The 14,520-nt window shown below is 49.1% G+C and carries 8 protein-coding genes; 5 read left to right on the top strand and 3 right to left on the bottom strand.

Going from position 1 to position 14,520, the window contains the following annotated elements:
* Nucleotides 1–3: 3 nt before the first annotated feature.
* Together RGU72_RS13125 and RGU72_RS13130 are read right to left on the bottom strand one after the other, a co-directional pair.
* Nucleotides 4–681: a Fe2+-dependent dioxygenase gene (locus RGU72_RS13125; protein WP_322120154.1), complete on the bottom strand. Its 678-nt coding sequence runs from the start codon at nucleotides 679–681 to the stop codon at nucleotides 4–6.
* 137 nt (nucleotides 682–818) lie between these two features.
* The gene (locus RGU72_RS13130; RefSeq protein ID WP_322120155.1) at nucleotides 819–3,092 is read right to left on the bottom strand and encodes a catecholate siderophore receptor Fiu; all 2,274 of its coding nucleotides are present in this window, start codon (nucleotides 3,090–3,092) and stop codon (nucleotides 819–821) included.
* Between the two features lie 574 nt (nucleotides 3,093–3,666).
* On the opposite strand from RGU72_RS13130, the gene RGU72_RS13135 reads away from it, so the two are divergent.
* The 4 genes from RGU72_RS13135 (at nucleotide 3,667) to RGU72_RS13150 (ending at nucleotide 12,240) form a co-directional block, all read left to right on the top strand.
* A complete protein-coding gene (locus RGU72_RS13135; protein WP_322120156.1) occupies nucleotides 3,667–5,847 on the top strand; it encodes a prolyl oligopeptidase family serine peptidase in 2,181 nt (726 codons plus the stop codon).
* A gap of 456 nt (nucleotides 5,848–6,303) precedes the next feature.
* Nucleotides 6,304–8,073: an ABC transporter transmembrane domain-containing protein gene (locus RGU72_RS13140; protein ID WP_322120157.1), complete on the top strand. Its 1,770-nt coding sequence runs from the start codon at nucleotides 6,304–6,306 to the stop codon at nucleotides 8,071–8,073.
* 92 nt (nucleotides 8,074–8,165) lie between these two features.
* Entirely contained in the window at nucleotides 8,166–9,950 is a 1,785-nt protein-coding gene (locus RGU72_RS13145) for an ABC transporter ATP-binding protein (protein ID WP_322120158.1), read from the top strand.
* A 19-nt stretch (nucleotides 9,951–9,969) separates the two neighbouring features.
* Entirely contained in the window at nucleotides 9,970–12,240 is a 2,271-nt protein-coding gene (locus RGU72_RS13150) for a penicillin-binding protein 1A (protein ID WP_322120159.1), read from the top strand.
* 314 nt (nucleotides 12,241–12,554) lie between these two features.
* Here the strand turns inward: RGU72_RS13150 and metC are convergent, their stop codons facing one another.
* Nucleotides 12,555–13,763 (bottom strand): cystathionine beta-lyase, encoded by a 1,209-nt coding sequence (gene metC, locus RGU72_RS13155; protein ID WP_322120160.1) that lies wholly within the window; start codon nucleotides 13,761–13,763, stop codon nucleotides 12,555–12,557.
* A gap of 228 nt (nucleotides 13,764–13,991) precedes the next feature.
* Here metC and RGU72_RS13160 point away from each other — a divergent pair, with 228 nt between their 5' ends.
* Nucleotides 13,992–14,471, top strand: a complete 480-nt coding sequence (locus RGU72_RS13160; protein ID WP_322120161.1) for an Lrp/AsnC family transcriptional regulator — start codon at nucleotides 13,992–13,994, stop codon at nucleotides 14,469–14,471.
* Nucleotides 14,472–14,520 lie beyond the last annotated feature (49 nt).

A 14,520-nucleotide genomic window follows, 5' to 3' on the forward strand; every position in this document is an offset into this window, starting at 1 on the left:
GCCTCAGACATCACTCCATTGCCGCAGCAAATTGTGATAATGCCCGGTCAAACTCAAGACTTCATCACAGTCACCTAAACGTCCGCGCAGCTTTTGAATATTCTGGTCTAGCTCAAACAACATCCCGCGCCGGCTGTCGTCGCGCACCATACTTTGGGTCCAGAAAAAAGAGCAAATACGCGCACCCTGTGTCACCGGCTCTACTCGATGCAGGCTGCTGGACGGATAGACAATCAAATCACCGGCGGGCAATTTGACCTCATGCGTGCCATAGGTATCGACGACGACCAGCTCGCCACCCTCATACTCTTCCGGGTCGCATAGAAAAAGTGTGGAAGATATATCAGTACGCATATACGCAGCACCCGACAGTTTGCGTACCGCACCGTCGATATGTAAGCCGTAATGTTCGCCGCCTTCGTAAGAATTAAATAGTGGCGGGATTGTCCGCAAAGGTAAGGTGGCAGCGAAGAATAAAGGGTTACGCGCCAGCGCGGCCAACACCGTCTCTCCCAGTTCTATGCTGAGCGGTGAACTCTCTGGGAGTTGCCGATTGCGCTTGACTTGCGCACCCTGCTCGCCGACGGTGGCTTTGCCATCAATCCAGTCTGACTGATCCAGTTTTGCTCTGATCTGCGCGACCTGATCACGGGTCAATACTTCCGGTATGTGCAACATCATCGTATCTGCTCCTTGTCATGCAAAAGCCCCTCGTGCAGACGAAGGGCTTTTGATTGCGTTATTTCTTGTTGGCTATTTAGCTCTGGCTATTCATTTATAACAATCAACATAGCCAGAAACTAAAGTTTCAAGTTCAATTAAAACTTAATATTCGCCATCAAAGTTGCTGAGCGTGGCGTACCCGGCGTGTACCGGTACCCGCTTTTATTGATCGCTGCAACATAGGCCTTATCGCCTAGGTTATACATGTTCAATTGCAGATCGATATTTTTATTAATAGCATAACTCGCCATTGCATCCACCACCCAATACGAATTGGTATAAGCCGGTGTGCCGACCGCACCATCAGTGCCACGCAACAAAGAATCAACAAAACGTGCGCCGCCACCGAGCTTCACACCGAATGGCAATTCATACGAGGTCCATGCGGTGAAAGCTTGTTTTGGCGTGTAGGCCAGATTGTTGATACCGCTGGCAGTGGTGATTTTTCCGCTCTCTACTTTGGTGTCCATCTTGGTATAACCTGCACTAACTAACCAGGTTTTAGTGATCGCGCCGGTCACACCCAATTCCACACCTTGTACCCGCTTTTTACCCGTTTGGTAGTACAGCAGATCGACCAGATTTTGCTCCACTTCATTCGACACTTCGGTACGATACAAGGCCGCGGTAAACGACAACTTTTGATCTAACAAATCCCATTTGGTACCGATCTCAGCATTCTTGGTCTCTTGCGGATCAAACTTAGGATTTGCAGCGCTGCTCGCCGAGGCACTTAAAGCAAAGTTAGAACCGCCCGGCGGCTGTTTGGACGTGGCATAGGACACATACACACTGCTGGCTTCGGTCGGTTTATACAGACCACCGACTTTCCAGTTCACCAGATTACCATCCATATTTAAATTGGTCGGGATCAAGGTATTGACTGGCAAAGTAGGATTAGCAGCCAGCGTCGATAAACTAGTGGCAGAATAATCTGTGCTGTAGTGATCAATCCTGACACCACCGCTTAATTGCCATTGCGGATTAAATTTTAAGGTGTCAAACGCATAGGCACTCACCGTGGTAGTTGCACCGCGGGTGAACACGCCGTTGCGCACTAAATTCAAGCCGCTGACAGGATCATTTGGATTGGGATTATAGAAGTTGGCGGCTGGCAGCGTGCCTGTGCCGCTGTAGCCAAAGGTGTTTTGTTTTTCGTTGGTCAGTTCAACACCAGTCAACACCGTATGCTGGAGTCCTTTCGTATCAAAATCAAGCAACAGATTGGTTTGATTCGTCAAAATTTCATTTTTTTGATCCTTGAGCGTACGGATGCTACGCGCCAAAGTCCAGGTAGATTTGTCACTTGCAGATGGCGTCACCAGATTCGCAGTCGAGCCCATGAAGGCAGTCAACAAATAATTTTGCGAGGTTTTGCCGTAGCGGGTGGTGTTGATCAATTTCGCTTTAGGATTAAAGTCATGTTCTATCCGCCCCGTCAACATATCGGCTTTGACTTTATCAAAATCGCTCGCTGATCCGTAGAAATTTTTTGGATCGACCATCGGCGCAGTCGAGAGGAAAGGACGTTTAGGATCCGGACTGCTGTAGCCAGGCAAACCTATTGTTGGCACGCCGCCATCCGGCACATTATTTTGATCAACATGCAGGTAATTCAGATAAATCCGGGTCGGACTACCAAGCCCAAATGCCAGCGACGGTGCGACACCCCAGCGTTTATTTTTGACTTCGTTACGGCTGGCGCTGCCACTATCTTCATCCATCACATTTAAGCGAAATGCGGTGCCTGTCTCTGCATTGATGACTTTATTCCAGTCCGCCGTAACGCGCTTTTGACTGCCGCTACCGAATTTGACCGAGCCGTAAGTCGCATCATCTTTTTGCGCTTGTTTACTCACCAGATTGATTGATCCGGTCGGTGCACTACGACCGCTATCGGTCCCTGCAGCGCCTTTTAATACATCGATCTGCTCGATATTGAACAAGTCGCGCGAGATTGATCCCAGATCGCGCACGCCGTCTACATAAATACTGCTGGAAGAATCAAAACCGCGCATATAGACCGCATCGCCTGTATTCGTGCTGCCGTTTTCACCCAGGAAGAATGCACCAACGCCAGGGGTATTTTGCAAAGCTTGGGTCAAGGTCACTGCGCCTTGTTGCTCTATCAGCTCGCGCTTAATCACGGTAATCGTTTGCGGGGTATCGACCAGAGGCTGGGTATATTTTGGCGATGAAGCCTTGTCCGCTTTAAAATCATTTTCTTGTTTCGACGTCACTTTGACTTCTGGCAAAGTCGTATCAGCCGCCTGCGCAAGTGCTGGCAGCATCACAGCAGCGATCGCTGCGGCGGTCAAAGTTTGATTGAATTGGGGGCGTGCATGCTTACGACTTTTAATGTGTGACATCTTCGTTCCTGAAATATAGGTTAAAAAACCTGAAATAAAAAATCTGAAAAGCCCTGTCCGGGCGTATCTGTAGCGATGCAGGCATAACTGGACGACCGATGCTAAATATTGAGGCAACACCGATCCCAAGCATTGAATGCCAGAGCGTGTTGAACATGATCAGAGTTGATAAGCGCAGATCGGTAAGATTGCGCTACCGCCAGTTGCACTTTGCAAAAAAGGTGGCTGGCAGACAGAGGGGGAAGAATGTCGAAGCTGGCTTGGGTCTAGTACGTTTGTAACGAGATGTAATTTTAAATGAGAATCATTCTTAATCGCAAGAGAAATTTTTATTATTTCATCCCTAAAAAAGAGCTCGGCAACATCGCAGGACAAAACCAGTATCGTTTTTTATCTGCACACACTATCCAAAGAATCCAACTCACGGAAAAAATGATGAACTAAAAGCATAATTAACTTGTCCATCAGCACTGCTTAATTCGATAATCAGCCTGTCTGCATCGAAGTAAGTCACACAGGATGTTTAGTAGCGTTTCGGAAGTCAACATACACAAAAATAACGACAAGGAAAATAATGGAACACAAAGTAAAATCAAAAAAACCTGCTGTGCTCATCGCCTCATTCAGTCTTGCGCTATTGGGTTTAGCAACCGCAAGTATCAGTCAAGCACAAACTACGGCGGCAGGCGTAATGACAGAATCAGCAGTCGCTGCCGATCCGCAGCAATGGCTGGAAGATGTCACCGGCGAGAAAGCCCTGGATTGGGTCAAGGCACGTAATCAGGTTACACGCAGCAAATTGGATAGCGATGCTGGTTTCATCAAGCTGCGCAGTGATTTGCAAGTCGTGCTGAACTCCAAAGACCGGATCCCGACCGTGAACAAAATGGGAAATTATTATTACAATTTTTGGATGGATGCCGATCATCCACGCGGCGTCTGGCGCAAAACGACGCTGGACGAATATCGCAAACCCCAACCAAAATGGGAAACCGTGCTCGATATCGATGCACTGGCAAAAGTAGAGAATGAAAATTGGGTATTTAAAAACAGTAACTGCCGCGATCCTGTCTACGACCGATGCTTAATTCAATTATCACGTGGCGGCGCAGATGCGGTCGTGATGCGCGAATTTGATCTGACCACACAGAGCTTTATCAAAGACGGTTTTACCCTGCCGGAAGCCAAGATGAACATCGATTGGCGCGATAAAGATACGCTATTCGTCGGAACCAATTTTGGCGAAGGCTCACTGACGGATTCTGGCTATCCGCGCATCGTCAAAGAGTGGAAACGTGGCACACCGATCAGCTCCGCCAAGACTTTATTGGCAGGTGAAAAAACCGATATCTCGGTCTCAGCCCGAAGCTACGATCAAGATGGTATTCATCACGAAATCGTCAGCAGAGGTGTGACCTTCTACACGTCGGAAGAATATTTAAAAGAAGGTAGCAAGCTAACGCGATTAGATGTGCCAGCAAAATCCAATATCAGTTTCTTTGGCAAACAATTCGTCGTTAGCCTACGTGAAGCATGGATCACTGGCGGCAAGACCTACGCCACTGGCAGCCTGCTGGCGATTGATTTTGACGCGTATAAAAAAGGCAAACGTAATTTCAATGTATTGTTCCAGCCGACGGATACAAGCTCACTCAATGGTGAGGCGATTACTAAACATTATCTGCTGGTGCAGTCATTGAATAATGTCAAAAGTAATCTGACTGAATGGCAGCTAAAAAAGGGCAAATGGGTCTCACGTGAAGTCGCCCTGCCCACACTAGGTAGCGTCGGTGTCAGCGCGATTGATGCCAATCACTCTGACGATTATTTCCTGAGCTACTCCGACTATCTGACTCCTAGCGTTTACATTTTGGCGCATGCGGGTAACGATCAGCGCGAAACCTTAAAATCTGCCCCTAGCTTTTTTGATGCAACGCCTTACGAGACCGTACAAAAGTTTGCAACCTCCAAAGACGGCACCAAAGTCCCCTATTTTATGGTGCGCAATAAAGACGTGAAATACGATGGCAATAATCCAACATTGTTATACGGTTATGGCGGCTTTGAGATTTCGCTGACACCGGCCTACTCCGGTAGTCTGGGTAAGACCTGGCTAGAAAAAGGCGGCGTCTATGTGGTGGCCAATATCCGTGGCGGTGGCGAATACGGTCCGCGCTGGCATGAAGCTGCATTAAAAGAAAACCGTCAGCGTGCGTATGATGATTTTGCCGCAGTCGCGGACGACCTGATCGCCAGCAAAATCACTAGTCCACAACATCTGGGCGCGATGGGTGGCAGCAATGGTGGCTTACTCGCCGGTGTTGCCCTGACCCAGCATCCAGAATTGTTCAATGCCGTCGTAAGTCAGGTGCCATTGCTAGACATGCAGCGCTTTAACAAACTGCTGGCAGGGGCGTCGTGGATGGGGGAATATGGCAATCCAGATATCCCTGCTGAATGGGATTACATCTCACGCTACTCACCATACCAAAACGTCAAAGCAGGCGTTAAATATCCGAATGTCTTGTTCATCACATCAACCCGCGATGACCGGGTACATCCAGGACATGCTCGTAAGATGGCGGCAAAAATGATCAGTCAGGGACATGACAATGTCTGGTATTACGAGAATATTGAAGGCGGTCACGGCGGTGCGGCAAACAACGCACAACGCGCAGATATGGCAGCGATTACCTATTCGTTTTTGTGGAATATGTTGAAGCGGGATAATGCCGACGTGGTGATTAAGCGTTAGTTTTATCTATTACTTTTCTGCGCTGGTGTTGGCAATAAATGTGCGCATTGAGTTGAAAAGCCGCTGGTATTGAAGCCAGCGGCTTTTTTTTATAATACCGGACAAGGTTCACTTTATCACTGCAATACAAATTAAGCGGATAAATATACTCCTAGTATGTATATTTAAATAGTCCAAGTAATTATTGGGCATCTAGGAATTTTTCAGATTTTTTCGTGGGAGTATATGTATATACTTCTAAGATATGCGTAGCGATTTACACCAAATATGGGCTTCAGTTGCCCTATATTGCCATCGATTTCTGAGGCCAAAATTACGGCGAAAAATTCAAATGCTGTATCATCGTTGACTCTGAAGTTACCGGATTCTCCTACCCAAGAAATACCTGGGAAACTTGTTTTCACTCGCTTCGATCGCAATTCCGCTTCAAGATCACCCAATCCAATCGAATACCTTATGAGTTTGTACCAACTACTTGCCCAATTTATCAAACAACACAAAAGGCACTATATAGCTGCAGGCGCAATGTTACTCAGCGTCGCAATATTGACTGTGCTAATCCCGCGCAAAGTCGGCGCGGTGATTGATGCGATGGTGGCGCACACCTTAGATAGCCGCGGGCTGGCGATGCAGTTGGGGCAACTGATATTAATGGGGGTAGCGATTTACTTTCTGCGCGTGGGCTGGCGCTTACAATTGTTTGCGGCGTCCTATCAATTGGGCGTGCAATTACGCACCAGGCTATATCAGCGCTTGAGTTTACAAGGTGCGCCGTTTTTTCAGCAGCAACGCACTGGCGACTTAATGGCGCTGGGCACCAATGATGCTGATGCGATTGAACTGGCGTCAGGGGAAGCCATGCTGGCGGGGTTTGATGGCACGATGACTTTTGCATTGGTGATCGGCATGATGTTGCTGGGTGTCGATTGGCGACTGGCGCTGGTGGCATTGCTGCCCTTCCCTTTTATGGCGTGGGCGTTTAAGAAAATCACCCATCATGTGCATGACGCATCCCGTGACTCTTTAAACCGGTTTAGTAAGCTCAACGATCAGGTACAAGAAACTCTGGCAGGCGTGCGTACCTTGCGCGCCCTCGGCCTGGAGCAGCGCAGCGCAGCCCAATTTGCTGAACTGGCGGAGCAGGCTGCGGATGCCAGTCTGAGCGCACAGCGCTGGGAAGCCGCTTACGAACCAGCGGTCGGTGTTGCACTGACTACCGCGGGTGCGCTGACGCTGGCAATGGGTGGATATCTGGTCTGGAATCAACAAATGACGATCGGTACCTTAACCAGCTTTACGATGTATTTAGGTCAGTTGATCTGGCCGATGTTTGCCGCAGGTTGGGTATTGTCCTTGCTAGAACGTGGCAAAGCCGCATGGAATCGTTTGCAGCCTGTTCTGGCAGCGGAACTTAGTGTGCAGGATCATGGTCAGATCACCACATCGCCGCAGGGTAGTTTGCGTTTCCAGGACATCAGTTTTTCGTACCCTGGACAATCTGCCATCGCGCTGGATCATGTGTCGTTTAACTTAGACGAGGGAAAAACGCTGGGCATCGTCGGACATACAGGATCGGGCAAATCGACAATTATCCGTTTGATACTGCGGCAATACGATATCGCTGCCACTGGGAAAGGTTCGCTAGGTTCGCTGCGTTGGGGCGAACATGCGCAATCGGATTATCGCTTGCATAGTTTACGGCTGGCGATCAATTGGGTATCGCAGGAACCCTTTTTGTTCTCTGCATCGATTGCTCATAATATCGCTTTGGGCAATCCAGACGCGACCCGTGAACAGATTATTCACGCCGCTACGCTGGCAGCCGTACATGAGGATATTGTGCGCTTCCCGCAGGGCTATGACACACCGGTAGGTGAGCGCGGTGTGACGCTTTCTGGTGGACAGCGTCAACGGGTTGCGATTGCTCGCGCTTTACTGACCGATAGTCCTTTACTGTTACTGGATGACGCCTTGTCAGCAGTCGATACCGATACCGAAACCCGCATCCTGCAACACCTAAATGAATTACGTCAGCAACGTAAAGAGCGCAGCGCCATTATCGTCAGTCATCGCCTGAGCGCCGTTGCGAATGCAGATCATATTTTAGTGCTGCGTGAAGGCCGGGTGATTGAACAAGGCACGCATGACATGTTATTAGAGCAAGCGGGATGGTATGCAGCCCAATGGCGCTATCAACAATTGGAAGCCAGTCTTGATGCGGCGTAAACCTGTCAGTAACCGGCTGTGGTATTCCGCAGCCTCTGTTAGCTAAGCCAACTATTCTTCGTCAACTATCCACTCTACAAAAGTTAAAAGTAATGTCTGAAGTAAATGCGATAGGCAGCCCAGTAATGAGCGCCCCCGAAAGCAAGTCTGAAAAAAAGCTCGCAGTGAATTTGCTCATGCAAGCGGCACAACCCGAACGTCGCCACGTGCTGCTGGGGATTCTATTTTTATTTGTCGCTGCAGGACTGGAAGCACTGGGTCCTCTGCTAGGCAAAGCGTTTATTGATCGCTATCTATTGCCTCATCAAATGGATACCGCCATCGTAGTCGGCTTGCTGGTCACCTATCTGGCCACAGGCTGGTGGGCAACCTGGCTGCGGTATCTGCAACTCTCACGCTTGGCTGGTGTTGCCATGCGCTCGGTAACACGCCTGCGTGAACAAGTGTATGAACATGTACTGCGCCTGCCGATGGCTTTTTTTGATAAAGCGATTACGGGACAATTAGTCAGCCGCGTGACCAACGACACGGAAGCTGTTAAAAATCTGTACGTCCAAGTTTTGTTTGTCATGCTGGACTCTTCCATCGTCGTGATCGGCGCACTGGTAGCAATGGCGTGGCTGGATTGGCGGCTGATGCTGATCGTAGCAATGCTGATCCCGGCCGTAGTGATCATCGTTTGGTTTTATCAGCGCTGGAGTGCGCCAGCAGTAAGTCGTGCGCGCCAGTTGCGTAGCGAGATCAATGCGCAGGTTGCGGAGAGCATTAACGGTATGAGCACGCTGCAAGCCAGCAACGCCGAGCGACGTTTTGGTGCCAGGTTTGATGCGACCAATCAACAGCATTACCACGCGCGCTTAGACGAATTGCGAGCCAATGCTTGGCTCTTGCGACCTGCACTAGACCTACTCAATTCGCTGCTATTGGTGGTGGTGATCTTTTGTTTCAGCCAGCGTGATTTTTCCGGTATTGAAGTCGGTATCTTATATGCGTTTGTAAGCTATATTGCCCGCGTGGTAGATCCGCTGATCCAGATCACCTTGCAATTCGGTCAGATACAACAAGCAGTGGTTTCGGCGGCACGGGTGAATACTTTATTGCGAGAAAAAACCACGACGAGCGTCAGTAGCGACGAGCAAATTAGCCAAGGTGATTTGCGTTTACAGCATCTGGCTTTTGGTTACGATCCTGCCAATCCGGTGCTGCATGATGTTAACTTGCATATTCCTGCCGGTAGTTTCTTTGGGATTGTCGGTCACACAGGCAGCGGCAAGTCCACCCTGCTCAGTCTATTATTACGTTTCTATACCGCACAATCTGGTCGTATCACGATTGATGATATTGATCTGACCAGTTTTAGCGATGAGCATTTCCGCGCCAGTGTCGGTCTGGTGCCGCAAGAGCCATTTTTATTAGCAGCCAATGCGCGTGAAAATATCGCGATGGGCCGCAATATCAGCGAGGCAGATATCATCATCGCCGCCAAAGCGGCACGCGCGCATGACTTTATTCTGCAACTGGAACAAGGCTACGACACACCGCTAGGTGAAGGTGGAGCACGCCTTTCTACAGGTCAAAAACAATTGATCGCGATTGCCCGTGCGCTGGCGGGCAAACCCCGCATCTTGTTTTTGGATGAGGCCACATCACATATCGACAGCGAGACCGAGCAAGTCGTACAAACAGCGCTGACAGAACTGCGTGGCAGCGTGACCATCGTGGCGATTGCGCACCGTCTATCCACGATCCGCGACGCAGATCAGATTGTCGTGCTCAATCACGGCAATATTGCAGAACAAGGCACGCACGGACAATTGATGCTGCTGGACTCTGGCATTTATCAAAAACTGTATTTGCTGCAAACATTAGAAGACTAAGGAAGACATGAGTACTTTGATGAAATTAATCTTAGGCGGTATCGCGGTTCTGACGGCCTGTTTTCTCGGCGCTCTGATTTATATTTTTTTTGGTATCTTGCCCAATTTGCCGTCACTGGATGCAGTCACCGATTACCAGCCAAAAATACCGCTCCGCATCTATACCGCTGACAATGCGCTGATCGGCGAGTTTGGTGATGAACACAGAGATTTTGTCGCAATTAAAGATATTCCACCCGTCATGAAAAACGCTTTATTGGCGATTGAAGACAAGCGGTTTTACGAGCATAGCGGAATTGATTTTCGTAGCGCTTTTCGTGCACTGCTAGCAGATTTGAGCGGCGGTTTTCATCAGGGTGGCTCGACTATCACGATGCAAGTCACCCGTAATATTTTGCTGACACAAGAAAAAACCGTGATGCGCAAGTTTAAAGAAATTGTCTTAGCCTACCGCATCGAAGCGGCATTAAGCAAAGACCAGATTCTTGAGCTATACATGAATCAAATCTATCTCGGTCAACGTACCCATGGTTTTTCCAGCGCGGCGAACACCTACTTCGGTAAATCGCTGCAAGAGTTATCGATTGCAGAAGCCGCCATGCTGGCAGGTTTACCGCAAAATCCGGCGCGCCATAATCCCGCAGTCAATCCGCAACGCGCCAAGCAACGTCAGCTGTTAGTTTTAAAGGCGATGCAAGATGATGGTTATATTACGCAAGCCCAATATGATCAGGCCAGCAAAGAAGAACTGCATATCAGTAGCCGCCAGCAGTTTGATGCGCATGCTGATTATGTCGCAGAAATTGCGCGTCAAAGTATCGTCGCTGAGTATAAAGACGCCGCCTATACCAGCGGCCTGAAGGTCTACACCACGATTTATAAAGCCGAGCAAGACGCCGCATACGAATCATTACGTCGTAATGTCATGGCCTACGACCAGCGTCATGGATATCGTGGCCCTGAGGCGTTTATTGAGTTACCCACAGACGAAGATGAACGTGATGATGCCATCGATGCCTTGATGCTCAAGCATCCTGCCAATGATAAATTGCTGCCCGCCGTTGTGCTGGAAGTTAGTCCAAAATCACTCAAAGCAGAAATGGCGTCCGGCGATACAATTACCCTCAGCGGAGAGACCTTGCGCTTTGCGGACAAAGCCTTGCAAAACAATGCTAACCGCGATTTAAAAATACGTCCCGGCGCTTTGATACGTGTGATGCAAGACGCCAAAAAGCGCTGGACGATCAGTCAATTGCCGGAAGTAGATGCCGCCTTCGTCGCCCTGAATGCGCAAGATGGTTCGTATCGTGCGATGGTCGGTGGATTTGATTTCAACCGCAAACAATTTAATCATGTGACCAGTGCGTGGCGCCAGCCTGGTTCGTCGATCAAGCCCTTTATTTATTCTGCTGCGTTGGAAAAAGGCTATTCGCCAGCCACCATCGCCAACGACGTGCAATTGTCCGAAACCAGTACTGAAGATTTAAAATGGGATCCACGCAATGACGATGGCAAATACGATGGACCTATCAGTTTGCGTACCGCATTAGCACAATCTAAAAACGTGGTCTCAGTGCGTTTGCTGCGCGCAATCGGTGCCAGCTATGCACGTGATTACTTACCTCGCTTCGGTTTTGATATCACCAAACAACCACAAAATCTGACGCTGGCGCTGGGTACCGGATCAGTCACGCCACTCCAGGTTGCGGCTGCTTATGCGGTATTTGCTAATGGCGGTTATCAGATTAAACCGTGGCTGATTCAAAAAATTACCGACTCACGTGGCAAAGTATTATCCGACATTAAACCACCCGCCGTTGCGCAAGAAGATGCCAGAGTTATTGACGGTCGTAACGCCTTTATCATGGACAGCATGCTGCGTGAGGTCGTCAGAACAGGCACCGGTGCATCTGCTACACCACGCTTAGGACGACATGACATTGCGGGCAAAACGGGTACCAGCAGCGATGCGGTCGATGGCTGGTTTGCAGGCTATGCGGGCAACTTAGTAGCAGTAGCATGGATGGGATACGACGATCCAAAGTCACTGGGCGGCAGAGAATTTGGCGCGACTTTATCGCTACCAATCTGGATCGACTATATGCATCAGGCAATGGCAGGCAAACCGGAACTACAACGCGCTGTGCCAGAGAATGTATCCAATGCAGAAGGCGATTGGATGTATAACGAATTTATGAACGGTGCAGGCGTTAAAACTTTTGATCTCGACCTCCCCGCCATACCGTCAACTGCGCCAGCGCCACTACCTAATCAAGAAATCATCAAATAAAAAAAGCCCGCTACAAGAGCGGGCTAAAATCCTTACCTTTGGAGAGTATCAAGGATGAAACAAGTATATGGTGAAAATATTACGGAGTAATGACAAGCCGAACTTGAGTCTGCTTTTTTCGGACTGTAGATTACTCTAGATTACTGTCCGTTACTGACCATTAATGACCGGGGGCGCTCGAACCCCAAGTGCAAAAAAATGCCCGCTGGACTAGCGGGCAAAATCTACCATCTGGAGAGAGTAGAAACCGGTAAGTTACATCGTGCCAATCTGTGTAAGACCTGTCTTAAAATTGGCTACAGAACATGGACAAATTAGGCGGCAATAGGTTCCGCACAATCAAGATTTCTCAATGCCTCAAACCCCTGCTGCAAATCATGCTGCAAATCTTGAACTGCTTCCAGACCGATATGCAAACGTATCATCGGCGCCTGCCATTGGCTGGCGTTGACGGTGCGGCAGTTTTTTGGCTTGGTCGGCAAAATCAGACTCTCGTAGCCGCCCCAGCTAAAGCCGATACCGAATAATTCCGTGCGGTCTATCAGCTCGGCAACTTGTTGTTCTGTGATGTGTTGATGAAAAATCGCCCCCATTAAACCACAGGCATAATCAGGATGAAAATCGCGCTTCCATAGTTCATGCCCTGCTGCACCTGGCATCGGTGGATACAGCACTTCGGCGATTTCTGGCTGAGCTTGTAACCACTGCGCGATATGTAATGCGCTGACCCTGTGTACCGCCAGGCGCGCCGACATCGTGCGCAAACCGCGTAAAGCCAATGCTGCATCGTCAGCACCGACCGATAAGCCCAGTTGCTTGTAGGTGTCGCGCAAACGAGGATGCAAGGCTTCTTTGGTTAAAATCACACCCATCATGGCGTCAGAATGGCCAACAATATATTTTGTCGCCGCGTGGAGAGACACATCAATGCCCAGTTCAAACGAAGACCAGCCTATCGGCGTTGCCCAGGTGCTGTCAGACACAATCACTGCGCCGCTTGCATGCGCAACTGCGGCCATCGCAGGAATGTCCTGCACCTCAAACGTCAATGATCCTGGTGATTCGACAAAAACGACTTTGGTATTAGGCTGCATCAATGAGGCGATATTCCTGCCGATCAGGGGATCATAATAAGTGGTGCTGATACCCATTTTTTTGAGCAAGCCATCACAAAATAAACGGGTCGGATCGTAAGTCGTATCCACCATCAGTAAATGATCGCCCGGTTTTAACAAAGCCAGCAAAGTAGTAGTGATCGCAGATAAACCCGATGGTGTCAGCAAACAAGCGGCTGCGCCTTCTGCTGCACATAAAGCATGTTCCAGTGCCAAAGTCGTCTCATTACCGTGACGGCCGTAAATTGCTCGGGTGCCGGTCGCCTCTTTCAAACCTGCCACATTGGGAAATAGCATGGTTGAAGCACGGATGACCGGCGGATTCACTGGCCCGTGGTGCGCTTTACCTTTGCGCCCTGCGTGAGTCAGTTTGGTGGCGGTTTGCCATTGCGGATCGTGCTTACTCATGATGCGTCCTTGATTGTGCTGAATTACTCTGAATTTGTTCGATCTGATCGATTTGCCCAATTAACTGCGATGCCGTAGCTCACCAAAGCGCGCCAGCTGCAGCCTCGTCGTACCTTGCTACGGTGAAATTGGCTAAGTCTCATCGTAACAAAGCCGAGATGAAATTTTTTACCAAAAAATCATAGATAATTCATCTTATTGAGAATAATTTTCTATAAAATTGAATCTATGGATAAAAAAGATATCGAAATATTACAAATTCTTCAAAAAGATGCCTCCATCGCTTTGGCCGATCTGGCGCAGGCGGTGCATTTGTCGGTCACGCCATGCTGGCGGCGCGTGCAACGTTTGCAAGACGATGGCGTGATCCGGCAACAAGTCGTGCTATGCGATCCCGGCAAGCTCAATCTGGGACTGACCGTAATGGTTGCCTTAAAAGCGGCACAGCATAACGAAGGCTGGATGCAGCGCTTTATCAGCGGCACCAAGGACATCCCGGAAATTGTCGAAATTCTGCGTATGAGTGGTGATACCGATTACCTGCTGAAGGTGCTGGTACCGGACATGGCCGGTTACGATCAGGTATATAAAAAATTGGTCAAGGTCGCTGATTTGCAAGATGTCAGCTCTAGCTTTGTAATGGAAATCATCAAAAGCACCACCGCGCTACCGCTGGATTACGCAGTATTGAAAACGCTGAAAGTGTGATTAAGTGGCATTTCGATGAAGAATTTTAAAACATCCGCTCCCATGATAA

This window comes from Undibacterium sp. 5I1 (assembly GCF_034314085.1).
In the GTDB taxonomy this organism is placed as follows: domain Bacteria; phylum Pseudomonadota; class Gammaproteobacteria; order Burkholderiales; family Burkholderiaceae_D; genus Undibacterium.